We start from the raw sequence: 22276 nt of genomic DNA on the forward strand, positions 1-22276 counted from the left end.
TAACTCACACCAACATTAAATGCCCCTTTGAAAGGCAAAATTCTTGGACGCAAATAACCACTATATATTAAGGTATAGGGTTACTAAGACAAGAAGTAAACTCTTAACATTACCCTAACATTTTTTATTACATTTATTCTTTAAGACAAAACCTAACATCAAATCAAACTTATTGGACTCGACCCCTCTTAATTTATGGGTCAAATCAAAAATATTGCAATAAGAACAATTACACCCCTTTTAAATTATATAGTTATCAATCAAACTTGATGTTTTTGATGTTACTTCATTTAAACAACCAGTCTTAAAGATTTTATAAAATTAGTTTGGATTATTAACATGAAATTATGATTTTAGCGATTAGCTAATTCAAATAATTTAACAATGAGAACAAAACTTAATGGATTGTTAACGCTATTATTGGCGTTTGTTGTGCATATATCCTATGCACAGGACAAGACGATTACAGGTACAGTTACGGATGCCGATGGCCTCCCGCTGCCTGGGGTCAACATTGTCGTTGAAGGGACCACTACCGGCACCCAAACGGATTTCGATGGAAATTATGCAATTACCGCAAGTGAAGGACAAACTCTTCTGTTTACTTACATAGGCCAGCGTCCTTCTACCAAAGTTGTCGGCGCAAGCAGTGTGGTAGACGTACAGATGGTCGAAGACACTCAGGCTCTTGAAGAGGTAGTTGTTACTGCACAGGGTATTAAAAGAGAAAAGAAAGCCCTTGGATTTGCCGTATCCTCGGTAGAGGATGAGGATTTGGAATCCCGTTCCGAAGGTGACGTTGCCAGGGTACTTTCCGGTAAAGCTTCAGGTGTTCAAATAACAGCCGCAGGTGGTATGTCTGGATCCGCGACCAACGTTATTGTACGGGGCTTAAGTTCCTTCAGCGGAAGTAACCAGGCTCTATTTGTTGTTGACGGTGTACCTTTTAGTAGTGACACCAACGCACAAGATATTAACGGACAAGGATCCAACTTCCTAACAGGTAATACTGGTTCTTCCAGGTTTTTGGACTTGGACCCCAACAACATCGCAAAAATTGAAGTTTTAAAAGGTCTTGCTGCAGCCACACTATACGGTTCGCAAGGTAAAAACGGTGTGATTTTGATTACTACAAAAGCAGGTTCTGCAACAGGCGGGGCCAAGAAGACCGAAATAACGGTAAATCAATCGTATTTCGTGAACGAATTTGCATCCTTGCCTGACTATCAGGATGAATACGGAAATGGTTTTGACCAAGCTTTTGGATGGTTCTACAGTAACTGGGGCCCAAGCTTTGAGAAAGAAGGGCTGTCTGGCTGGGGAAGACAACCAGCTATAGACGAAAACGGAACACTCCCACACCCTTACAGCACAACCTCAATTGCTGCCACCAGGGCTGCCTTTCCAGAGCTACAAGACGCACGATATGAATGGAAACCCTACGATTCCGTTGAGGAATTTTTCAAACCAGGTTATGTAAGCTCCACCTCTGTTAACATTAATGGAGCTACCGATGACGGAAACACAACATTTAATGCCAACTTTGGATATTTGGACGATCAAAGTTTTATCCCTGGAAATGGGTTGACCAGGGCTAATATCTCCATAGGTGGCAAATCCAAATTATCTAACAAATTTACAGTGTCCGGGGCCATGAACTATTCCAGAACAGACTATAGTTCACCTCCGGTTGCTGCGAGTGAAGGTAACGGCTCCACAGGTTTCTCCTTGTTCGGTGCAGTTTACTTTACCCCGAGGAGTGTGGATCTTATGGGACTTCCTTTCCAAAATCCTATAGATGGCTCCAGTGTTTATTACAGAAATGGTAACGACATCCTTAACCCGCGATGGACGGCGGCCAATTCCAAATTTTCACAGTTAACTACCCGTGTATTTTGGAATGCATCAGTTCAATACGACATTAATGAAAACTTGAACCTTGTTTATAGGGCAGGTCTGGATTTTTATAACGAAAGGAACGAACAATACTCTAACAAAGGCGGGGTAACATTCACCAATGCAATTTTCGGTTTCTTAAACACTTATGACAACAACAACACCATTTGGGACCATTATTTGGCCTTGAACGGTAACTACGACCTATCCGAGAAACTTGGAATGTCGTTCAACGTTGGTGCCACTACCCGTTCCACTACATTTGACCAATCAGGTGTTGCAAGTACCGGACAAATTGTTTTTGACATTCAAAGACATTACAACTATGCTAATCAATCACCTATCCAATTCTCACAAAGAAGAAACATTGCAGGTATATTGGGCCAAGCAACCTTGGACTATGATAACATGTTGTTCTTGACCGCTTCAACAAGAACGGATTGGGTTTCTAACCTTATCACAAAGAACAATAGTCAAACTTACCCAAGTGCAAGTGTATCCTTTCTACCTACTGCCGCTTTTTCCAGTTTAAGGTCGGAAAACGGATTAAACTTTCTTAAGTTGAGGGCTGGTATCGGACAATCCGCAACCTTCCCAACGGGATATCCAACGATAAGTGTTGTTGAGCAAAATACTCAGGTATACGGAGATGATGGTGGTGTAACCACAAATCAAGTTGCCGGTTTCAAGGCAAACCCGGACTTAAAGCCGGAATTGTTGTCCGAATTCGAAGTAGGTTTTGAATCTAGATTCTTTAAAAACAAGGTCTCCCTGGACTTTACCTATTTTGACAGAACTACAAAGGACTTGATCGTTCGCGAACCTCTATCTCCATCTACTGGTTTCACCTTCACTCAAAGCAATGTTGGTAAGATTGAAGGAGACGGTATCGAGGTTGACTTGGGCATAGATTGGTTCACAAGTGAAAATCGTGATGGTTTCAATTGGAATTCCAGGGTAAACTTTACCAAAAACAAATTCATAGTAACCGAACAAGAACAAGACATCATTATTTACGCAGGTAGCTCAACTTTGTCCGTAGGTGGTAATGCTGCTATAAAAGGTGAGCAACTAGGTGTGATTGTCGGAGACGCTATTGCAAGAGATGCCGATGGTAACTTCTTGGTAGATGACGGTGGTGATTATGTAACCACGGAACAGGACATTAACGGAAACGTACCAATCATAGGTAATCCAAACCCTGATTACATCATGAACTTCATCAACTCTTTTTCCTATAAAAACTGGAATTTAGGCTTCCAGATCAATCACATTAAAGGAGGTGATATTGTATCCAATACAATTGGGACACTGCTTGGTAGAGGTCTTATCACCGAAACTTTGGACAGAGAGGACACATACATACTACCAGGTGTATCGCAAAGTACAGGGGAAATAAACAACAAGCAGATCAACAACTCCACGTATTACTTCAACAACATTCTTTTTGGCCCAACCGAATTGAAAGTTTATGACGCATCTGTGATACGTTTGCAAGAGCTTTCACTGGGATATACTTTCCCAAGCAAATTCTTGGACAGGACTCCCTTTGGATCTTTGACTATTACCGCTCAAGGTTTCAACCTTTGGTATGACGCCTACAACACACCTGATGGTGCGAACTTTGACCCTAACATTCAAGGTGCCGGCGTTGGTAACTCACAAGGTTTCGACTTCTTGAACGGTCCAAGTTCCAGAAGATATGGACTTAGTGTAAAAGCAACCTTTTAAAAATTGCTAATCTGAATTAATAGAAATATTATGAAAAAAATAATAAAATATATAACCGTTGCTTTTACCGCAGGACTGTTGTTAAATTCCTGCGAAACAACGGATTTAGATCTTAGGACTAGTCCTAATGACTTGGCATCGGATCAAGCAGACCCTAACTTATTGCTTAATTCCATCCAATTATCCTACACAGCCAATATGTATACGTTAAACGATATTGGTTCTGAATTAACAAGGATTGATTATATGTTAGGACGAAACTACTTTAACACGTACCCAGGGAACACTTTTGACGATGTTTGGGAACGTCTATATAGTAGTACAGATGGTAACGGAGATGTTTATTCCGCTTCTGTTGACCTTGGTATTTTTCCCAACGTTGCCAACCTTCAGACCATAGATGAAACATCCGATATCGACTACTCCTTTCACATTGCCGTTGGTCAAACATTAAAAGCACATATGCTTTTATTACTTGTAGACTATTTGGGCAAAGCGACCTTAAGTGAAGCAGGAAACCCAGTAGATTTCCCAGCCCCATTATTGGATGAAGGACAAGAAGTCTATACTGGTGCTTTAGCCATTCTATCTGAAGCCGAAGCATTGTTTGCCGCTGACCCGGACACTCAAGGAGCGGTTGACTTTTTCTATGATGGCGATACAGAGCAATGGATCAAGTTAATCAATACGATTAGATTAAAAGCTGCTGTTACAACTGGCGACGCTAGCACGTTTAATTCAATAATTGCAGCCGGCAACTACATTTCCGATACCGAGGATGATTTCCAATGGCAATATGGAGCTAGAGATTTGCAACCTGATACGCGCCACCCCGATTACCAAGATGATTACACTCCCAGTGGAGCAAACATCTATCAATCGAACTGGTTGATGAACTACATGTTGGATAAAAATGACCCAAGAATCAGATATTATTTTTATAGACAATCTGATGCCACACCTGGTGCTGCTGGTGAACCTGCAGACGAGGAAACCTTAGCGTGTTCCCTTGCAACTCCACCGCCACATTATGCCGGTTTTGTATACTGTTCAGTTCCGAACGGATATTGGGGAAGATCTCACGGTAATAACGAAGGAACACCACCAGATGGATTTACAAGAACAGCTGTTGGTGTCTATCCAGCGGCAGGTCGTTTTGACGATAACAGTTTTGATGTTGTTGGTCTTGGCCTTGGTGGTGGTGGAGCAGGTATCGAGCCGATCATCCTAGCCTCTTACGTAGATTTCTGGCGAGCAGAAATGGCTGCAACGCCAGCAGAGAAAGCCGAATTCCTTGAATCAGGAATGACCAAGTCCATTGCTAAGGTGCAAAGTTTTGCTGCATTGGATGCCAGTGCAGACAAGTCCCTAGAGCCCACCGAGGGAGAAGTCACCACCTATATAGATGGTGTTGTGGCCGATTTCTTGGCTGCGAGCGGAGATGCCCAAATGAACATTTTATCCGAGCAGTATTGGATCGCTCTTTATGGGGGAGGTGTAGAAGCCTTTAACTATTACAGAAGAACAGGATTCCCTACTACTTTGGCCCCTAACTGGGAGGCCAATCCAGGCGCATTCCCAAGATCGTTCCTATATCCTCAAACAGAGGTTATAACAAATTCGAACGTATCGCAGAAAGATGATTTATCAACTCAAGTATTTTGGGATACCAATCCAGCTGGACCGGCATTCCCACCTGCTAACTAAAAAAAATCAAAATGAAAATAATTAGTAAAATATCAAGCTATATTATAGGAGCCTCGGCACTACTGCTAGTCTCTTCTTGCGATGATGATGGAGGCAAGGTTATTGATGAGGTCTTCTCATCAACAACCAGAGGTGCCGTCTTAAGAACACTCGAATCACATGGTGTTTATGATCGCTTTGACACATCCTCAGTATTTGGTTTCACTTTTGAAGAACAAGATTATGAAGGTGGAGCATTAATGGAAAAAGTAGATCTGTATATCAGTTTTGAAGACAATACCGAGGATAACGGTGATTCAACAGTTGATGAAATTTTGATTCAGACGTATACTCCCGAAGATTTTACCGAAGGTGATTTTGGACTACCAGTGGCCAGCTACGAGTCAACTTTGGCAAATGCCTTGAGCCTTTTGGGACTTGAAGAAGGGGATTTTGACGGAGGTGATGCCATCCAATATCGTTTGGTTCTGACACTGACCGATGGCAGAACATTCTCAAACGACGACAGCACGGGTACCATTACCGGTTCGTTCTTTAACGCTCCTTTCTTTTATGGTCCTGTAATTAAATGTATCCCGCCGGCCCCAGTGCCTGGTGAATACACTATTGATTTGGTAGATAGTTATGGTGATGGTTGGAACGGTGCATCCATCGATATTGTAATAGATGGTGTAGAATCTTCATTTACTTTAGACGATGGAAGTTCTGGAACAGAAACTTTTACTGTACCTGATGGAACTACAGAGTTTACTTTAGAGTTTGTTTCAGGTTCATTTGATTCTGAAATAACTTATGAAATAACTGCCCCAACAGGTGAAACAGCAATTGCTGATGGACCAACTCCGGCAGTAGGCACCATTACATTGAATATTTGTAAAGGTTAATACTTTCACTAGAATATTTTATAGCTGCCCCAAAATTTTGGGGCAGCTATTTCTTTTTTGTGCAACTAACCTTACCGAACAAAGGATTTTAATTGTCGAAAGAAATTACTCAATTAACAAAAAATTAGAATTTAAATTATTGTAAACTAATCAATTAATAATATTTTTAGATATGAGAAAAACACTAGCCCTTTGTATTTTTATTAGTATTATTTATCAATCCCACTCCCAATATGCCGGCCAAGTCGCCTCTAATATGGCAGGAGCCAGTCAAAATGCCGCAGCAGGTTCGGCCTTATCCAATTTTTTGGGACCTGTGAATGAGGCATATCAAAAAAGAAAGGAAATAGACCTTGACAAGTTTCAAGGATCCCCTTACACCGCCGATACATTTTCCCCGGCACCTTTAAAATATAAAGATGAGATAATAGGTACCATTTATTACAGGTATAATGCCCTTAATGAAGAAATCGAAATCAAAAAAACACCTTCAGAGGGCGAACTATACCAAGCCCTTAATAAAGACAAAGCCATAAGTCTTCTCATCAACGGAAAACCCTTGAGCTTCAAAACCTTTATTACGGATAAAAAAGAAACGATAAACGGCTACCTAAGCTTGGTTTTCGATGGCTCAAAATATGATCTTTATGAAAGAACCTTGGTGAAATTTACCGAGGGTCAACCAGCACAAAATTCATTTGTAGCGGCAATTCCAAGTAGGTTTTCCAAGTTTACGGAATACTATTTCCAGAAAAAGGGAGTCAATAAAATAAATCAAATACCCCAAAGAAATGGGAAGATGTTGAAACTATTTGAAGGCTCTACCAAACAAGACCTTAAGGAATACCTCAAAGCAAATGATTTAAACATCAAAAACGAGCCCGACCTTATAAAGGTGTTTGAATATCTTAATAAGAAATAACCACATCTTCGTTTTTTATTATTCCCTACATTACTTATGCTCACTAAATCGATTACCAAATCTCTATTTACAGTACTGGCCATAATTTTACTTTTCCCTTCGTGCTCCGGAGACGATTCCACAACGGAGCCTCCGGATTCCCAGGGTGAAATAGAACAACCAGGTAATCCCGATGAGAATGGTGACGATTCAGAAGACGGCAACGGTCCAGAAATCAGTGAGGGAGACACTGGAACGGTAAATATTATTGATTCGGAACAAATTAGTGATAGCTATGTGTTGGTAAACGACCTTTCAGCTCCTGCTGTTTATTTAATGGACAAAAGCGCAAATATTGTATATGAATGGGATCTAGGAGAAAAAGCAATAGGCAACGATGCGGTACTCCAAGATGATGGAACACTCCTTGCCATGTTTAGGTATGATGGAAGTACTGACATTCTTTTTGGAGGTTATGGAGGTCAAATTCAAATTTTGGATAAAGAAGGAACTGCTCTTTGGGATTTCGTCTATGCCACAAGCGAACATAGGATGCATCACGATATTGAAAGGATGCCCAACGGGAATATATTGGCCATTGCATGGGAAAGAATACCTCAAGAAACAGCAACAGAAAATGGCTCTACCCATAATATGGATCTTTATTTGGAATCGGTTATTGAAATTGACCCTACTACCGATGAAATTGTTTGGGAATGGCATTCTATAGACCACATCATACAAGATGTTGATGACACCAAATCCAATTTTGGTTCAGTATCGGACAATCCACAGCTTATTGATATCAACTTCAACAGTAACGATACTGGTAATCTTATGCACATCAATGGAATTGATTATGACCCCGATAACAATCTTATATACCTTAGTGTCAATTTTTATAGCGAAGTTTGGGTGATAGATCATAGTGCGACGACCGCTATTGCTGCCTCTCATTCCGGCGGAAATTATGGACGTGGTGGGGACCTTGTATACAGGTTTGGCAACCCAAGCACATATGGAGATTTAGATTCTGAACGATTGTTCCGCAATAACCACCACCCCAATCTATTTGAATCAGGAAAATTCATGATCTTTTCTAATGGAGGGGAATTGGGCCAATCGACCGTTTACGAAATGAAACTGCCTGAAGCTCTTTACCAACAATCAATACCCAAAAACATAGCGCCACAAGTTACATGGAGTTTCTCAAATCCTGAGTTATTCGCAGACAGGGTTTCAGGAGCCGTAAGACTCCCCAATGGTAATACGATGATAACCGAAGGAGATTATGGTATTTGGGAGGTAACTATGGATGGCGAAGTCGTTTGGAAGTTCTCAGGACAAGGATTCTTTTGGAGATCGTACCACTACGCCAAAGATGACCCAGGAGTATTGGAGCTTGGACTATAAGCTTCATTTATTTAGTACTTCTAAAAAATAGATCTTCCATTAAAATGCTTATAAGTTTCTTTATTGCATCTTTGCAAATCAATTGCACCTAACAATGAGCAGTCAAATCTACGGTATAAGGGCCGTCCTAGAGGCGATTAACGCCGGACAACCCATTAATAAGATATTCATTCAAAAAGGTCTTAAAGGTGATCTTTACAAAGAATTAGAGTCTTCTGCGCGTAAAAGCGGCATCGGCCTATCCTACGTTCCTGTTGAAAAGCTGAACCGCCTTACCCGTAACAATAACCACCAAGGTGCCGTCGCCCAAATTTCCCCTGTGGAATTCCATCAGTTTGAAGAATTGGTAGAACAAGTACTAAATAAAGAAGAGACTCCCCTATTCCTGATGCTCGATGGTGTATCCGATGTAAGAAACTTTGGAGCCATTATCCGTACCGCTGAATGTTGTGGCGTTCACGCAATCATTGTTCCTAAAAGCGGGGCTGCACCTATAACGGACGATACAGTAAAAACTTCGGCCGGGGCAGCCTTTAATGTCCCCATCGCAAAGGTAGACCACTTAAAAGATGCAATTTTTTACCTGCAATCTTCTGGAGTTGTGGTTACCGGAGCTACCGAGAAAGCCGATGACGAGGTTTATGGAATAGATTTTAACCAACCTACCGCAATCATAATGGGATCGGAGGAAAAAGGTATCTCCCCCTCTACCCTCAATATTATAGACCATCAGGCCAAATTGCCCCTTATGGGAAAAATTGGTTCGTTGAACGTTTCGGTAGCTTGCGGCGTGTTTCTTTATGAGGTTGTTCGACAAAGGAGAAACTAATCATCACTGGACTTTTTATAGTGATATTTGATTTCTATTTTTTCTTCAGGCTCTTCTGGAGTATTCTCGATAAAATTTCCGTTATCATCAAAATGTTTTAGGAAAGGGTCATCCTCTTCCCTATAATCTTCTCGTTCCCAATCATATTTCCGAACCTCCGGAACTTGAACCTTCGTAATAAAAGCAAACACAAGCCCCGTGAAAAACCCTGCCAAATGGCCTTCCCAGGATATACCGTCCTTGACCGGGAATATATACCAGATCATACTGCCATATATAAACACCACGACCAACGACAGGGCGACCAATCTATAGTTTTTGGCCAAAATCCCTTTAAAAAATATAAAGCTGGCCAATAAATAGATAACACCACTTGCCCCAATATGGTACGATGGCCTTGCGATGGCCCATGTAAGCAATCCAGAAACCAGAGTCCCGACAAACAAGACCCGAAGGGCCGCACTCCTATAAAAATAGAAAAGGAATGCCGTTAAAACTGCTAAAGGAATGGTATTGTTGTATAGATGTTCAATGGAACCATGGATAAACGGGCTGAAGAATACTCCCTGCAAGCCCGATAACCTCCGAGGATACACACCATATTCGTTCAGGTTGATGCCCAACTGCATCTCTACCCAGAATACAATCCAAATGGACAATACCGCCACTAGGGGCGCTACTATAACTGAATTAGAGAATTTAAACGAACCTGAACTCATACGCTCACAAAATCAAACATCCCGCCATAACATTAAATTTATACAAATTGTCAGGTGGCAGATGAAAATCCTTCCTCTTTTAAGAACAACGGACCATCAAATTTATTTTATTTTTGATGTATGAACGAACCTTTGGCAGAACGCATACGTCCGAAAACTTTAGAGGATTATATCAGTCAGCAACATTTGGTGGGAAAGCAGGGCGCTTTGACCAATCAAATTAAAAGTGGAGTAATCCCCTCATTAATTTTTTGGGGCCCGCCCGGAACAGGAAAAACCACCTTGGCGAATATAATCGCAACGGAAAGCCAAAGACCATTTTATACCTTGAGCGCCATTAGCAGTGGTGTAAAAGATGTTCGAGAGGTAATTGACAAAGCCAAGCAGAGTGGTGGCTTGTTCACCTCCAAAAACCCCATTCTTTTTATTGACGAGATTCACCGATTTAGCAAATCACAACAGGATTCTTTGCTCGCTGCTGTGGAAAAAGGTTGGGTTACACTTGTTGGCGCAACTACCGAGAACCCGAGTTTTGAGGTAATTCCTGCACTTTTGTCACGCTGCCAAGTCTACACTTTGAATTCTTTTGGAAAAGATGACCTTGTAGCACTCTTGGAGCGCGCCATCGAGACCGACACCTTGCTTTCCAAAAAAGACATTGAACTTAAAGAAACGGATGCCCTGCTGCGCTTATCGGGAGGAGATGGCCGCAAATTGCTCAATATCTTTGAGCTTATCGTTAATTCAGAACCATCAGAACCAAATGGAAAAATTGTCATAACCAATGACCTAGTACTCAACAAGGTCCAAAGCAACACGGTTCGGTATGACAAAACCGGGGAACAACATTACGATATTGTTTCGGCCTTCATTAAAAGTGTTCGTGGAAGCGACCCCAACGCCGCTGTTTATTGGTTGGCCCGGATGATTGAAGGAGGTGAGGACGTAAAGTTCATTGCCCGTAGAATGATCATATTGGCATCCGAAGATATTGGAAATGCCAATCCTACTGCACTTGTAATGGCCAATACCACATTCCAATCCGTAACAACGATAGGATACCCAGAAGCCAGAATAATTTTGAGCCAATGTGCCACCTATTTAGCAAGTTCGCCCAAGAGCAATGCCAGCTATATGGCCATTAACGAGGCGCAACAAAAAGTTCGTCAGACCGGGGACCTATCCGTGCCTATTCCGCTAAGGAATGCTCCAACTAAATTAATGAAGGACTTGGGCTATGGAAAAGGATATGCATACGCACATGACTACGAAAACAATTTTGTGGATTTTGAGTTCCTGCCCGAAGAGATTTCAGGCACAACTTTCTATAAACCCGGGAACAACCCGAGAGAAAATTCTATGAAAGATTTCCTAAAGAAAAGATGGAAGAACAAGTATGATTTTTAGAACTTGATATCTAGTTCTTTCTGAACTTTTTCTCCGTTTTCGGAATACTCCAACAACCACTTGCCATCCTTTTGGAAGACTACTGCATTGTTGCCATTAAAATCGGTCATAAATACGTTGTTCATGGATGTTTCCTGTAACTTTAAAACAACCTTTGGAGTACTGTCCACGAGTTGATAACCAAAATCGGTAGGCTGTGCGTACAAAACCTCGTTTGGCAACTCAGACGATTGCTTCTCAACAACTCTTACAATAGATGATGGTTTCGGTTCCACTGCTTTGTAAACCTGCTCCTCCGTAGTTGCCTTTTGCTCTATAATATGCTCCTTTGAATTTTCCTGAACCGATTTTACATCGTCCTTAAAATTGAGAGTAACCGTAGCTGATTCTTTTTGCTCCTGTTCTTGTGACACATAGTTGTAATCCATTCCGGCAAAAGAGACAAATGCCTTTTGAATAGCATCTTTGTAAGCCTTGTCGTATTCCTTGATCTTGCTAACTCCCTCAACGGACCTATACACTTCAACGTTATTACAATCTTTAAGTACGATGGTAATTTTCGTGGAAAACATATTGGAACCATCCTCCAAATTGGCCAAAAGCCCTAAACACCTATTCCCTGCCAAGTCCACTGGCAATGCATCATCATAAAGAGCATTAAACCCGTTTTCTTCAAAATAATATTTGACCAAAGTGCTGGTCTGGTATTCATTCACAGATTTAAATGCATCGAACTTCTTGGGCACAATGATGTATTTGTAATCGTTCAACTGAGCATTTACCACTGTGTTCAATCCCATTGCAAAAAGCAATATGTACAATACTTTATGTTTCATATATCAAAGATACTCAATTACCGTTCCAAGATATAATATTAAATCCGAACTGTAAAGAAGCATAGTGGCTGTCCGCAATATTGGAGTAGCTTAGAAGATTGTCCGCCAGCACATAAAAGTTAACGGGGCCCATCTGAAAATTTGCGCCCAAACCTATATTTGTAAAGGAATATTTATCCACGGTATACGTACCTTTTAATGAAAGTACACGACCAAAACGTCTTTGATAAAAACCGGTCAATGCAGCTTGGACTCCCTTTGGTCTTTTTATCATGAACAATTGTCCGCCGACACTATTGCGGTAATAGTCGGTAGTACTTGACATTCCGCCCCCGTTTACGGCGCAACCGCAATTATCGAAAACCCGACCGTTTCCGCCCTGTCCAAAATCGTATCTAACGGAACCATAAACCTTTACTGGCCTCCAAGAGATATAGCTGGACTGATTTTCACCATGTGGCAATGCCGCATCGATTTCATCTATAAGTTCTTGCCATTTGTCATTGTCCACGTCGTCGATATCCTCTGGAAGTACAATAGAAATACCGTCTGTAGTGGTGCTACCGGCAAAAGTATAGTTCCAAACATCTTTTGAATTGCTGATAAATCCAAGGTCCAAAACACTTGCTGTAATGGTAGTCTGCGGATTTAAATTATAACTAAAACCAACATCAACACCAAAACCCAGGTTTCCACCCAACAGCGTCCTTTCCGTAAACAGGCTTTTTACATCCTTTTTCGTAGTTCCCGTATCCTCTTCGATGATATCATAAAAACCTTTAACACCGGCCGTTTGCAACTGCATATCTGCAATGATGCCACTTTCGTAGACATTGTTCTGTCCTTCCCTTGTAACAAATGACCCTGAATTGTTTATGGATTGAAACTGAAAAATACTGGAATATATTTTGGCCCGTCCCCCAATAGTCAGACTTTCATTCATCTTTCTATTGATGCCAAAATGAAGCACATTGACCATTTCTCCGCGGAGATTCAAATCCCCAAGGTCAAAGCTCCTACCCAGGTTGGCTCCCCCGTTACCTTCAAAAGCCAAAATGGCCAAGTCCTTGGGCCAATAGGAAATAATGTCCATTTCACCATACATTCCAAAGGAATAGTAATTATCCGGTCTGTTTTTACCCCTGAATCCTACGGTAAACGCCTCTATCTGACTTGTTGTGCTAAAATCATCTCTATTGGTCATAACCGACAACAATCGCTCTTGCACCTTGGTGGTAAAGTCTACCCCATCATTGGCAAAAAGGTCGTTCACGGTAACTCCACTGGTGGCTCCTTGCACGGACAGACCTGACAAAACAGGAATACCTGCATGCCATTTCTGTGAGGTCTTGACTCCGGGATTGACCATCAAAGATTGGGGAATCTCATAAAAATCGTACAATATCTCCTTGTTCTGGGCAAACCCGGTTGCGCATACAAACAGTGCAATCAGAATAAGTCTTGGGGCCATACTCATTTTAGTTGAAATAAAAATTCAGCTCCAGAGCGAAATATAATCCTTGCATCAGGATTTGCAGAAACACTTGAGCCATCACCCAAATTATCAGCAGATACGCGAAGACTTTTTGTACTGGATAATATATCGATGTTTTTGCCTCCTACTCCGTAAAAGACCGGACGTTCAACAACACTTGGACTATTGGGCTCGATACCAAATCTCTCTACATCCAACACCCTTCCATCTTCATTCAAAAATTCAATGACTATGCGAAGCCTTTTGCTTGTGGTGTTTTCTATTTGATAGGTTATTGTGCCTTCTATTAAACGCTCTGCAACATACTGCTCGTTAAACGCTTCAAAAGTGACCTCTTGAAAATAAAAAGAGCCCAATGGCCCTGCTAAATTTATGGTCTCCTCATCGGATTCAAAATAAAAAATCCCTGAGGACAAGGTAGGGGTCACCCTTAAATCATCAAACTGATCAAAATCTTGCTCTTCCATACAGGATATGGAGCAACACAATAATCCTGTGATCCAGAGAGCGGAATACAGTAATTTTTTCATAGCCAAAAACATTTCCAAGTATCAAAAATGGGGGTTGCCACTGGTAATATAACTCTATAAAATGTTTTTTATTTCAATAAGGTCATGAATCATGGTACATTCTCCATGATGGGATTCTTTGTGAAAATTATAGTGCAGCACTTGCATCCCCAAGGCTTTTGCCCCTAAAATATCGGCTTCGAGATTATCCCCTATCATCAACGAGTTCTGGGGCTTTACCTTTGCCAGTTCCAATGCCATTTGAAAAATGTAGGGGTCCGGTTTTTTAACACCGGCCATCTCTGAATCAATTATTTTTTGAAAATAATGATGGATTCCACTTCCTCTCAACTTTTTGGTCTGTACCTCCTGAAATCCATTGGTTATAATGTGCAACTTGTATTTTGGAAAAAGATATTCCAAAGTTTCCAGGGTATTGGGCAACAAATGGTTGAAAGATGATAGGTGGGCGATATATTCGTGGGACAATACGTCTATGATTTCGTCTGGCACATGTTCCCCGAGCCTATCAAATGTTTGTTTTAAACGCTGGTACCTTAGCTCGGACTTTCCAATTCCATTCTGTCGGTACAATGCCCACATTTGCATGTTGATGGGGGCATAAACCTTCAAAAAGTTATCTAAATCTACGTTGACCTTGTTTTCTACCAAAATTTTGGCGAAGGTCAATGCCGAGTTTTTTTCAAAATCCCATAAAGTGTGGTCCAAATCAAAAAAAACATCGGTTACTTTATGATCAAACATAGTATCTCTTTAAAAGGGATTGATACAGATCCATCCAATCCAAATGCTGTTTTCCTCCCAAGAGCTCATTTGAGAACACAAGAATAAAGTCGCCCTTGACCTGTTTTACCAATCGGTATACCCTATCCATTTTCTCGTACACTTCTTCCTTGCTCTTGTACTTTACCAAAGCATAGTCGTGCATGGCAAATGGATGGATCTTAATGGGTTGTCTCACCTCTGTATTGATGTCGTAAAAATAAAATGGCGTACACGTACCTGCCCTGAAACCAATTTCGTGGGTATAACCCATGGAAAAGTCATCCGTGAACTCCGTTTCCACCAAATTCCTGTAGGTCGCGGGAACATTTACTTTATTATAACGCAACCGGGCATAGCTGATGGGCCTATTAATTAAGTTGCCCAATTGTTTCTTTTCTTCCCGGAGCACATTTTTGTCATAAGATGATATAAACGAAGTACTCAATGAAACAATACTATAATCAGCAACTGATTTGATCAAATAGCGAAACTTATTGTTGTTGGTAGATACGTTTTTATCGTGCGCCGAATGCTTTGCAAACTGAAAAAAGAACATGGTTTTAATGGGAAACTTTTTATGGATATCCACCAACTCGAAAAAATTGTCATAAGGGTCTTTTTTGAGTCTCATCATCACCGAAAAGCGATCCAAGACATCCCTGAACCTAAAATTCCCCAAATCCAATAAAAGTCCTCCAATACTACGGGCAATCCCTCTCATGGCATACGCATGTGAAGTTGTAACATTTATAATCGAGGTAAAACGATAGTCCTTTTCCTTATTTTCCAAATCCGGGAACCTTTCCTTTAAGGCCTCCAATAATTTGTAGGCCCAAAGGTCTACCACGGGAAGTTCCAAAAAGTCATTCTGATAAGCTATACTTTCCTTCACAGGGAATCTGCCCACACTGTCCTTAACATGGGGCAAATATTCTTCGTACCTGCTCAAAAGAAAAAAACTGGCCGAAAAAATATCAAAGGGAACAGTACTTTTATCCCCAGCAGAAAAAAAACAGGGAAGCCCATCCCAATCTGACACCCTCACCTCTAAATCATTGATGCCTTGCTCAAACAAAAGATCATTGCTTCGAATAAAGAATTCGTTCTGTAGTGGTTGTTTGGAATACGTCATTTTAGGCCCATTATGTTTGATGAACTCCTCGACCTTTGTTGTAAAACCCATCTCCACGCCCAAGATTTTTTCAAAAATCTGTTTGGCCGTATAGGTCAATCGATTGGTTACCTTATGTGTAAAAATCAACAACATGGGTTACAGTATTCCTTTATCGGCAAAGCTCAAATATTGGTGTTGGGCCAAGATTAAATGATCCAATATTTTTATATCCAGAGCTTCTGATGCCACTTTCAATTTTTTTGTTATTTGTTTGTCCGCTGCACTTGGCACCAATGTCCCTGATGGATGGTTGTGTGCCAAAATAATACCCACAGCCCCGAGCTCCAATGCTTGTTTTAGGACAAGCCTAACATCTACCAAAGTTCCTGTAATGCCGCCTTTGCTAAGCTGCGCTTTATGTACAGCTTTGTTTGAATTGTTCAGGTAAACAATCCAGAACTCCTCGTGCGGAAGTTCACCGATCAATGGATAGAGCAACTCAAAAGCATCATGACTGCTCTGTATTTTGATTATTTTGGAAGTATCCTCCAATCGTCTTCGCCTACCCATCTCCAATGCTGCGGCTATGGTAACAGCTTTTGCCTCACCTATTCCCTTAAACCGCATCAACTGGCTTACCGATAACTTTCCAAGCTCATTGAGATTATTGTCCACAGAAGCCAATATCCGTTTGGAAAGTTCCACAGCACTCTCATTTCTACTCCCCGAACCAATTAAAATAGCAATCAGTTCAGCATCGGAAAGTACAAAACTTCCTTTTTGCACCAATTTTTCTCTTGGCCTATCATCGTCGGCCCAGTTTTTAATGGAAAAGGAAGCTAGTTTTTCTTGCATGCGCTAAAGATAGGAGAATAATTTTATGTAATTTTCAATATAAATCCTTCATCATGAAATCCCTTTTCAATACTGAGGCGCACGAAGAAATTATTGCACGTATCCATCAACTTTCAGAATCTTCGGAAAGGCAATGGGGCAAAATGGAGGTTGGGCAAATGCTTCACCATTGCCAATTTCCTTTAAAAATATCCTTGAAACGGCACAAATCGGATGGCAATGCCAATTTTATGCTCAAACTTGCGGGCAAATTTTTCAAAAAGAGTTTGTACGATGATAAACCATGGCGCCAAGGTTTGCCCACCGCCAAAGGTTTGAAGGTCGTGGAGGACAAAGATTTTGCAAAAGAAAAGGATATCTTACTTGGTCTGGTGAACGATTTTCATAATGAAAAAGATAAAAAAGAGTGGGACCCACACCCAGTTTTTGGGTCTTTTACACCCGAACAATGGGGACAAATGCAATATAAGCACTTGGACCATCATTTAAGGCAATTCAATGTTTGATGTAGGGAGATAGTCAGAGTGAATCGTCTTCATCCTGAACCTCGTGCTGCTCTACTTTTTTCCTTGAATCATTTATCATTCGGTCTTCTTGTAAAAAAACGTTGGAAATCCCCAACATAAAAGCAAAAAATGAAACCGATATAAATCGTTTCAAGTAAAACAAGATTTTGCGAACCCACTGTTTCATTCACAAAATCAGTCAATTACCGTTCCACAAACTACGAACTGACAAAATTACATTTGCCTGTTTATTTGGACGCCCAACCTATAACTGCCGGTAAGTGGCCATCGCTTCATAAAACTCCACTTCGTCCACTCCCATTTGTTGGCAAACCCATTTGGCCCCCGCCAAATTGCTCAACGCTGTTTCACCGGATATTTCCAATGGCATTTCACCATCTGGTGTATCCAAAAATATTTGTCCGTCATTTTCTTGATACGCTGGGGTTACGTAAGGGAACTTTCTTATAGGGTTTTCCGATGACTCCACTCTTCTTTTTACTTCGACATCCTCATCATTATAGGTAATACTCCCTCCCTTTACAATACTATTTACAAAAATCCCGTATTGTTCCGCATAGGTTTCAACATCGGTATAAGAACTTCCTTCTTTAAACTCAATATCGGTCAATAAAGCGATGTTGGGCTGATAGTTGTGAAATTGTGGTGCGGCGTCAATAATAGATGATGGCCCATCACCACCTTCGATGACAATAAAATCATTTTCTTCGGTTAGATGGATTCCATTTGGAGATGGAAGTACATAATCGACCTCAATATTGTTATAGTCCAGTACATGCAAAATCATGGAAACGACCTCGGACCTTCTCCGGCTTCCGGCTATCACAACACGTGTTTTCAATTTAACCAGCTCGTATAGGAATTCAGGGTAGGAAACCAATCGCAAACCCAGTTCTTTTGCCCTCACAAGTTCCGGATTGTCATTTTTTACGTTGGCCCCCAATACGACAACATCAAGCTGGTCGTTGATTTTATCGGAAAACCAACCTATTCCATCCGACATCAATCCTTGGTCCCGCATAACGGTCTTCAACGATTCATCAAAAAGTTCATCACTTCCGGTTACCGTATCTCCCTTCTTGTGAAGAGCTAAGGCCAGATTAAACATTTCCACCTCGCCCAAACCTATAAAATGTACCTGCATCGATTCAATTTAGGCTTCAAAAATAGCCAATGCCAGTGCCAATACAAATTCCAAAACCCTAGATTAATAACTATCTTGGTGGTAAATTTGAGAACTATGAATTTATCAGAAATAAAATCAAAAGAAATTATGCCCGGCTACCATGGCAAATTGGTGCACGGCGAACGGATGAGCTGGGTGTTTTGGGATGTAGAACCAAATGCCGAAGTGCCCGAGCACCAGCACGACCATGAACAAATTATGCACGTAGTGGAAGGCACTTTTGAATTTACCTTGAATGGCGAAAAAGGAACTTACACTGCTGGGGACGTTGTGGTTATTCCATCCAATGCTCCACATAGTGGCAGAGCAGTGACCTCCTGTAAATTAATGGACATTTTTAGTCCGGTTAGAGAAGAATACCGTTAAGCCATGAACATATCTCTAAAAGGAAAGAATGCCTTGGTCGGCGGCAGCAGCAAAGGAATCGGTGAAGCTATCGCTCGGCAATTGGCCGAAAGCGGTGCCAGTGTGACCCTTATGGCGCGAAGCGAGGGACGCATGAAAGAACTGATTGCCGAAATGGACAGCTCATATGGACAAAAACATCAATATTTGGCCGTGGATTTTACCAACTTCGATGAATATAAATCAAAAATTTCGGAGTTCTTCGAGACCAATACCGTGGATATATTGGTCAATAATACACAAGGACCGGAAGGTGGTGGTGCACTTGAGAAAAATGTATCTGACTACCAAAATGCTTTTGACCTGCTGTTCAAGTCCGTTGTCTTCACTACGGAACTCGCCCTAAAACATATGCAAAAAAACAAATGGGGCCGTATCATTAACATAGCGTCTATTTCGGTAAAGGAACCCTTGAACTATTTGGCGCTTTCAAATACCATTAGAGCTGCAGTGGTTACCTGGGCCAAAAGTTTGGCTTACGATGTGGCAAAAGATGGTATTACAGTGAACAGCACGCTAACAGGCTACTTTGATACTGACCGAATTGCCCAATTAAATTCCAAAAAAGCTGAAAAGTTAGGAATTTCTCCGGATGAGGTTCGTTCCAATATGGAAGAACAGGTTCCTGTAAAAAGAATTGGAGACCCAAAAGAATATGGATACTTGGTTGCATTTTTGGCTTCGGACCAAGCTGCTTTCATCACTGGAACCAATATTCCTATTGACGGGGGCTTGTTGAAATCACTTTAAAAAACTGGCCCCCAACAAATTAAATCTTATCAAAAAATTATCACATATTCAATTTTTGAATACTTTTAGTGTATAACCAATAAAATTTATACCTATGAATTCAAAAGTTTTTATGGTGGTTCGTATCCTATTGGGATTGTTCGTCATCATTTTCGGGGCCAACAAACTCTATCCATTCCTTCCTGCTCCCGAAGAAATGCCAGAAGGTATGATGGCCTATTTTACAGGGTTGACAATGTCCAAAACTCTAATATTGGTTGGATTGGTAGAGGTGTTGGCAGGCATTTCCTTCATTTTGAACAAATACGGAGCTTTAATGGCAATCATATTGATGAGCGTATCGGTATGTGCCGTCCTATTGCACCTAACCATGGCGATGGAATCTATTGCCCCTGCTCTGGCACTACTGATTCTCAACATTGTTGTGCTTGTCGGATATAAAGACCGATACAAGGACATTTTAAGACCTTAACAAAAAAACCTCCAATTGAATTGGAGGTTTTTTTTTATAAACTCATTTTATCCTTAAAAATGTAGGATTGCCTTCGGGAAACTTCCACTTCCTCACCGTTCTTCATGGTAAGCTTTAGCTTGCCATTGAACCAAGGCACCACATTTTCAATATAGTTGGTATTGATTATTTGCTGACGGTTTGCCCTAAAAAAAGAATCTTGGGGCAGCTTTTCTTCCACTTGATTAAGCGATTTATACAGCATGGGTTTCTTGCCATCAAAGAATACCCGCGTGTAGTTGCCCACAATTTCGAACTGAGAAATATCTCCTATTTTCACCAACCAACATGCCTCTCCATCTTTAATGAAAATCTGACTATTCTCGGTCAATTTTTTAGCGGAGTTGTTATCCTCCTGCTTTGAGGCCATTTTTACACGAACTTTTTCCAAGGCCATATCAAAACGTTTGTTGCTGACCGGTTTTAATAGATAATCCAATGCATTGTACTCAAAGGATTTTATGGCATATTCATCGTAAGCTGTAGTAAAGATGGTAATCGGCACCTCATCCAACATTTCCAACAGGTCGAAACCATCCTTTTCCGGCATATTGATGTCAAGGAACAACAAATCAGGTAATTCGGACTCAATTAATTCAACACCATCATCTACATTGCTTGCTTCGCCAATAAGCTCCAAATCATCATGCAGTTTAATAAGCTCCTTGAGCTCGTTCCTTGCCAATCGAGAATCTTCAACTATTACCGCCCTGATCTTCATGCCAATGGTATTTTAATTTCAGCCACTACCTCATCAGATATCTCCTCTAATTTAAAAGATGCTTTGCCAGCATACAATAGCTTCAAGCGCTGTTCTATGTTTATCAAACCTAATTTGGTGGAGTCTTTGGCAATATTGAGTTTTCCTGTATTCCTTACTTCTATAATCAAATCTTCTTCTCTCCTGGATATATCCAAGAGAATCCTTCCTCCATTTTTAAGATTGGAAATACCATGCTTGGTTGCATTTTCTATAAGTAATTGAATGATCATAGGCGGAATCCTAAGGTCCAAGGTATCGGCACCAACTTGTTTCACAAACTCCAAACGATGTTCGAACTGTATTTTAGAAAGGTCGATATAGTTATCCACTACCTCCAACTCCTCCCGTACCGGAATATCATTGATATTGTTTTTGGTAAGGGAATAGCGAATAATTTCGGAGAGCTTGGTAAGCATTTCCCTTGATTTTTCCACATCTTCCAGCATGAGACCTCTAATGTTGTTAAGACTATTGAACATGAAATGTGGATTTATTTGCCCCTTTAAAGTGTTTAATTGGGCCTGCTTTAAGGTGGTATTCAGTTCAAGCCTTTCTATTCGATCCTGGTTTAATTTCAAAAGTAATTTGATGACCAAATACGTAATCGTCCAGGCCCCGACCAAAAAGAGCGAATTCAATACTTGGACCATGACTTTGTCATAACCCTCGAACATTTGCATTTCTGCCTCGGTAATTTCTGGGCCAAATTTTATATAGATGTACCCGAAAAAGACATTTAAAAGTCCGAAAATCGTGGAAGCCAGTAATATGGATATAATAATTTTCAGGACCTCTTTTCCACCAAAGGAATCAAAATGAACATTTCTCTTAAGGTACCAACGTAAGATGGAGGTAGAAAATACGCCTATAAAAATTCCGACAACCACAGAGAAAATGGTCATCTCCAAACTAATTTTTTGAGGAATCAAAGCTGCAATGGCATTGATAAACCCCCACCCCAATAATTGGAGCGTCCAAAATGCAATATTTCTCTTTCTACTACTTAATTCCATTCCATTGAGCCAAGTTTGCCTAAATTTACATTAAACCAA

The 22276-nt window shown here is 40.8% G+C and carries 21 protein-coding genes; 11 read left to right on the plus strand and 10 right to left on the minus strand.

Translation table 11 applies throughout. The features are described 5' to 3' along the window. The first annotated feature begins 384 nt into the window (after positions 1 to 384). The 6 genes from J0656_RS14225 to rlmB all read left to right on the plus strand — a co-directional run bounded on the left by J0656_RS14225 (position 385) and on the right by rlmB (position 9361). Positions 385 to 3627, plus strand: a complete 3243-nt coding sequence (locus J0656_RS14225) for a SusC/RagA family TonB-linked outer membrane protein (RefSeq protein WP_207035015.1) — start codon at positions 385 to 387, stop codon at positions 3625 to 3627. Between the two features lie 30 nt (positions 3628 to 3657). Beyond that, the gene (locus J0656_RS14230) at positions 3658 to 5334 is read left to right on the plus strand and encodes a SusD/RagB family nutrient-binding outer membrane lipoprotein (RefSeq protein WP_207035017.1); all 1677 of its coding nucleotides are present in this window, start codon (positions 3658 to 3660) and stop codon (positions 5332 to 5334) included. Between the two features lie 11 nt (positions 5335 to 5345). Then, a complete protein-coding gene (locus tag J0656_RS14235; RefSeq protein ID WP_207035019.1) occupies positions 5346 to 6218 on the plus strand; it encodes a hypothetical protein in 873 nt (290 codons plus the stop codon). 172 nt (positions 6219 to 6390) lie between these two features. Then, positions 6391 to 7140 carry a hypothetical protein gene (locus J0656_RS14240; RefSeq protein WP_207035021.1) on the plus strand — a complete coding sequence of 250 codons (750 nt, stop codon included), beginning with the start codon at positions 6391 to 6393 and terminating at the stop codon, positions 7138 to 7140. A gap of 36 nt (positions 7141 to 7176) precedes the next feature. Next, positions 7177 to 8532 (plus strand): aryl-sulfate sulfotransferase, encoded by a 1356-nt coding sequence (locus J0656_RS14245; RefSeq protein ID WP_207035023.1) that lies wholly within the window; start codon positions 7177 to 7179, stop codon positions 8530 to 8532. Positions 8533 to 8626: 94 nt separating this feature from the next. Then, positions 8627 to 9361: a 23S rRNA (guanosine(2251)-2'-O)-methyltransferase RlmB gene (gene rlmB, locus J0656_RS14250; RefSeq protein WP_207035025.1), complete on the plus strand. Its 735-nt coding sequence runs from the start codon at positions 8627 to 8629 to the stop codon at positions 9359 to 9361. Here the strand turns inward: rlmB and J0656_RS14255 are convergent. Continuing rightward, the gene (locus tag J0656_RS14255; protein ID WP_207035027.1) at positions 9358 to 10080 is read right to left on the minus strand and encodes a rhomboid family intramembrane serine protease; all 723 of its coding nucleotides are present in this window, start codon (positions 10078 to 10080) and stop codon (positions 9358 to 9360) included. The genes rlmB and J0656_RS14255 overlap by 4 nt on opposite strands. Before the next feature lie 120 nt (positions 10081 to 10200). Between J0656_RS14255 and J0656_RS14260 the strand changes: the two genes are divergently transcribed. After that, the gene (locus J0656_RS14260; protein ID WP_207035029.1) at positions 10201 to 11487 is read left to right on the plus strand and encodes a replication-associated recombination protein A; all 1287 of its coding nucleotides are present in this window, start codon (positions 10201 to 10203) and stop codon (positions 11485 to 11487) included. On the opposite strand, the gene J0656_RS14265 is transcribed toward J0656_RS14260, so the two are convergent. The 6 genes from J0656_RS14265 to radC are packed head-to-tail and all read right to left on the minus strand — an operon-like array spanning position 11484 to position 17082. Beyond that, positions 11484 to 12323, minus strand: a complete 840-nt coding sequence (locus J0656_RS14265) for a hypothetical protein (RefSeq protein ID WP_207035031.1) — start codon at positions 12321 to 12323, stop codon at positions 11484 to 11486. The two genes, J0656_RS14260 and J0656_RS14265, sit on opposite strands and share 4 nt — an antisense overlap. A 13-nt stretch (positions 12324 to 12336) precedes the next feature. Next, a complete protein-coding gene (locus tag J0656_RS14270; RefSeq protein ID WP_313790198.1) occupies positions 12337 to 13794 on the minus strand; it encodes a DUF5723 family protein in 1458 nt (485 codons plus the stop codon). A 2-nt stretch (positions 13795 to 13796) separates the two neighbouring features. Then, positions 13797 to 14348, minus strand: coding sequence for a hypothetical protein (locus tag J0656_RS14275; protein WP_207035035.1), 552 nt, complete (start codon positions 14346 to 14348; stop codon positions 13797 to 13799). Between the two features lie 54 nt (positions 14349 to 14402). Continuing rightward, positions 14403 to 15092 carry a YjjG family noncanonical pyrimidine nucleotidase gene (locus J0656_RS14280; protein WP_207035037.1) on the minus strand — a complete coding sequence of 230 codons (690 nt, stop codon included), beginning with the start codon at positions 15090 to 15092 and terminating at the stop codon, positions 14403 to 14405. Next, a complete protein-coding gene (locus tag J0656_RS14285; protein WP_207035039.1) occupies positions 15085 to 16380 on the minus strand; it encodes a polysaccharide deacetylase family protein in 1296 nt (431 codons plus the stop codon). The genes J0656_RS14280 and J0656_RS14285 overlap by 8 nt, the downstream gene beginning before the upstream one ends. 3 nt (positions 16381 to 16383) lie before the next feature. Beyond that, positions 16384 to 17082, minus strand: a complete 699-nt coding sequence (gene radC, locus J0656_RS14290; protein WP_207035041.1) for a RadC family protein — start codon at positions 17080 to 17082, stop codon at positions 16384 to 16386. Positions 17083 to 17135: 53 nt separating this feature from the next. On the opposite strand from radC, the gene J0656_RS14295 reads away from it, so the two are divergent. Continuing rightward, a complete protein-coding gene (locus J0656_RS14295; RefSeq protein WP_207035042.1) occupies positions 17136 to 17588 on the plus strand; it encodes a DUF1569 domain-containing protein in 453 nt (150 codons plus the stop codon). 265 nt (positions 17589 to 17853) lie between these two features. On the opposite strand, the gene J0656_RS14300 is transcribed toward J0656_RS14295, so the two are convergent. Further along, positions 17854 to 18753 carry a Mur ligase domain-containing protein gene (locus tag J0656_RS14300; protein ID WP_207035044.1) on the minus strand — a complete coding sequence of 300 codons (900 nt, stop codon included), beginning with the start codon at positions 18751 to 18753 and terminating at the stop codon, positions 17854 to 17856. Positions 18754 to 18849: 96 nt separating this feature from the next. Between J0656_RS14300 and J0656_RS14305 the strand changes: the two genes are divergently transcribed. The 3 genes from J0656_RS14305 (at position 18850) to J0656_RS14315 (ending at position 20422) form a co-directional block, all read left to right on the plus strand. Further along, complete coding sequence (locus J0656_RS14305) at positions 18850 to 19161, plus strand: cupin domain-containing protein (protein ID WP_207035046.1); 312 nt, start codon at positions 18850 to 18852, stop codon at positions 19159 to 19161. Positions 19162 to 19164: 3 nt separating this feature from the next. Further along, positions 19165 to 19950, plus strand: a complete 786-nt coding sequence (locus J0656_RS14310) for an SDR family oxidoreductase (RefSeq protein ID WP_207035048.1) — start codon at positions 19165 to 19167, stop codon at positions 19948 to 19950. A 94-nt stretch (positions 19951 to 20044) separates the two neighbouring features. Further along, positions 20045 to 20422, plus strand: coding sequence for a DoxX family membrane protein (locus J0656_RS14315; RefSeq protein WP_207035050.1), 378 nt, complete (start codon positions 20045 to 20047; stop codon positions 20420 to 20422). Between the two features lie 34 nt (positions 20423 to 20456). Here the strand turns inward: J0656_RS14315 and J0656_RS14320 are convergent, their stop codons facing one another. Together J0656_RS14320 and J0656_RS14325 are read right to left on the minus strand one after the other, a co-directional pair. Continuing rightward, positions 20457 to 21182, minus strand: coding sequence for a LytR/AlgR family response regulator transcription factor (locus J0656_RS14320; RefSeq protein ID WP_207035052.1), 726 nt, complete (start codon positions 21180 to 21182; stop codon positions 20457 to 20459). Next, on the minus strand, positions 21179 to 22237 hold the full coding sequence (locus J0656_RS14325) for a sensor histidine kinase (protein WP_207035054.1): 1059 nt from the start codon (positions 22235 to 22237) through the stop codon (positions 21179 to 21181). The genes J0656_RS14320 and J0656_RS14325 overlap by 4 nt, the downstream gene beginning before the upstream one ends. Between the last annotated feature and the right edge of the window lie 39 nt (positions 22238 to 22276).

It is taken from the genome of Flagellimonas aurea, assembly GCF_017313785.1.
Taxonomy (GTDB): Bacteria; Bacteroidota; Bacteroidia; order Flavobacteriales; family Flavobacteriaceae; genus Flagellimonas; species Flagellimonas aurea.

What these genes read in the sequence shown, in the direction of transcription:
- J0656_RS14270 (WP_313790198.1), bottom strand. Translation starts at nt 13,794, where the DNA reads ATGGCCCCAAGACTTATTCTGATTGCACTGTTTGTATGCGCAACCGGG.
- J0656_RS14255 (WP_207035027.1), bottom strand. Translation starts at nt 10,080, where the DNA reads ATGAGTTCAGGTTCGTTTAAATTCTCTAATTCAGTTATAGTAGCGCCC.
- J0656_RS14245 (WP_207035023.1), top strand. Translation starts at nt 7,177, where the DNA reads ATGCTCACTAAATCGATTACCAAATCTCTATTTACAGTACTGGCCATA.
- J0656_RS14320 (WP_207035052.1), bottom strand. Translation starts at nt 21,182, where the DNA reads ATGAAGATCAGGGCGGTAATAGTTGAAGATTCTCGATTGGCAAGGAAC.
- rlmB (WP_207035025.1), top strand. Translation starts at nt 8,627, where the DNA reads ATGAGCAGTCAAATCTACGGTATAAGGGCCGTCCTAGAGGCGATTAAC.
- J0656_RS14325 (WP_207035054.1), bottom strand. Translation starts at nt 22,237, where the DNA reads ATGGAATTAAGTAGTAGAAAGAGAAATATTGCATTTTGGACGCTCCAA.
- J0656_RS14240 (WP_207035021.1), top strand. Translation starts at nt 6,391, where the DNA reads ATGAGAAAAACACTAGCCCTTTGTATTTTTATTAGTATTATTTATCAA.
- J0656_RS14315 (WP_207035050.1), top strand. Translation starts at nt 20,045, where the DNA reads ATGAATTCAAAAGTTTTTATGGTGGTTCGTATCCTATTGGGATTGTTC.
- J0656_RS14305 (WP_207035046.1), top strand. Translation starts at nt 18,850, where the DNA reads ATGAATTTATCAGAAATAAAATCAAAAGAAATTATGCCCGGCTACCAT.
- J0656_RS14275 (WP_207035035.1), bottom strand. Translation starts at nt 14,348, where the DNA reads ATGAAAAAATTACTGTATTCCGCTCTCTGGATCACAGGATTATTGTGT.
- J0656_RS14285 (WP_207035039.1), bottom strand. Translation starts at nt 16,380, where the DNA reads ATGTTGTTGATTTTTACACATAAGGTAACCAATCGATTGACCTATACG.
- J0656_RS14235 (WP_207035019.1), top strand. Translation starts at nt 5,346, where the DNA reads ATGAAAATAATTAGTAAAATATCAAGCTATATTATAGGAGCCTCGGCA.
- J0656_RS14225 (WP_207035015.1), top strand. Translation starts at nt 385, where the DNA reads ATGAGAACAAAACTTAATGGATTGTTAACGCTATTATTGGCGTTTGTT.
- J0656_RS14295 (WP_207035042.1), top strand. Translation starts at nt 17,136, where the DNA reads ATGAAATCCCTTTTCAATACTGAGGCGCACGAAGAAATTATTGCACGT.
- radC (WP_207035041.1), bottom strand. Translation starts at nt 17,082, where the DNA reads ATGCAAGAAAAACTAGCTTCCTTTTCCATTAAAAACTGGGCCGACGAT.
- J0656_RS14260 (WP_207035029.1), top strand. Translation starts at nt 10,201, where the DNA reads ATGAACGAACCTTTGGCAGAACGCATACGTCCGAAAACTTTAGAGGAT.
- J0656_RS14300 (WP_207035044.1), bottom strand. Translation starts at nt 18,753, where the DNA reads ATGCAGGTACATTTTATAGGTTTGGGCGAGGTGGAAATGTTTAATCTG.
- J0656_RS14265 (WP_207035031.1), bottom strand. Translation starts at nt 12,323, where the DNA reads ATGAAACATAAAGTATTGTACATATTGCTTTTTGCAATGGGATTGAAC.
- J0656_RS14310 (WP_207035048.1), top strand. Translation starts at nt 19,165, where the DNA reads ATGAACATATCTCTAAAAGGAAAGAATGCCTTGGTCGGCGGCAGCAGC.
- J0656_RS14280 (WP_207035037.1), bottom strand. Translation starts at nt 15,092, where the DNA reads ATGTTTGATCATAAAGTAACCGATGTTTTTTTTGATTTGGACCACACT.
- J0656_RS14230 (WP_207035017.1), top strand. Translation starts at nt 3,658, where the DNA reads ATGAAAAAAATAATAAAATATATAACCGTTGCTTTTACCGCAGGACTG.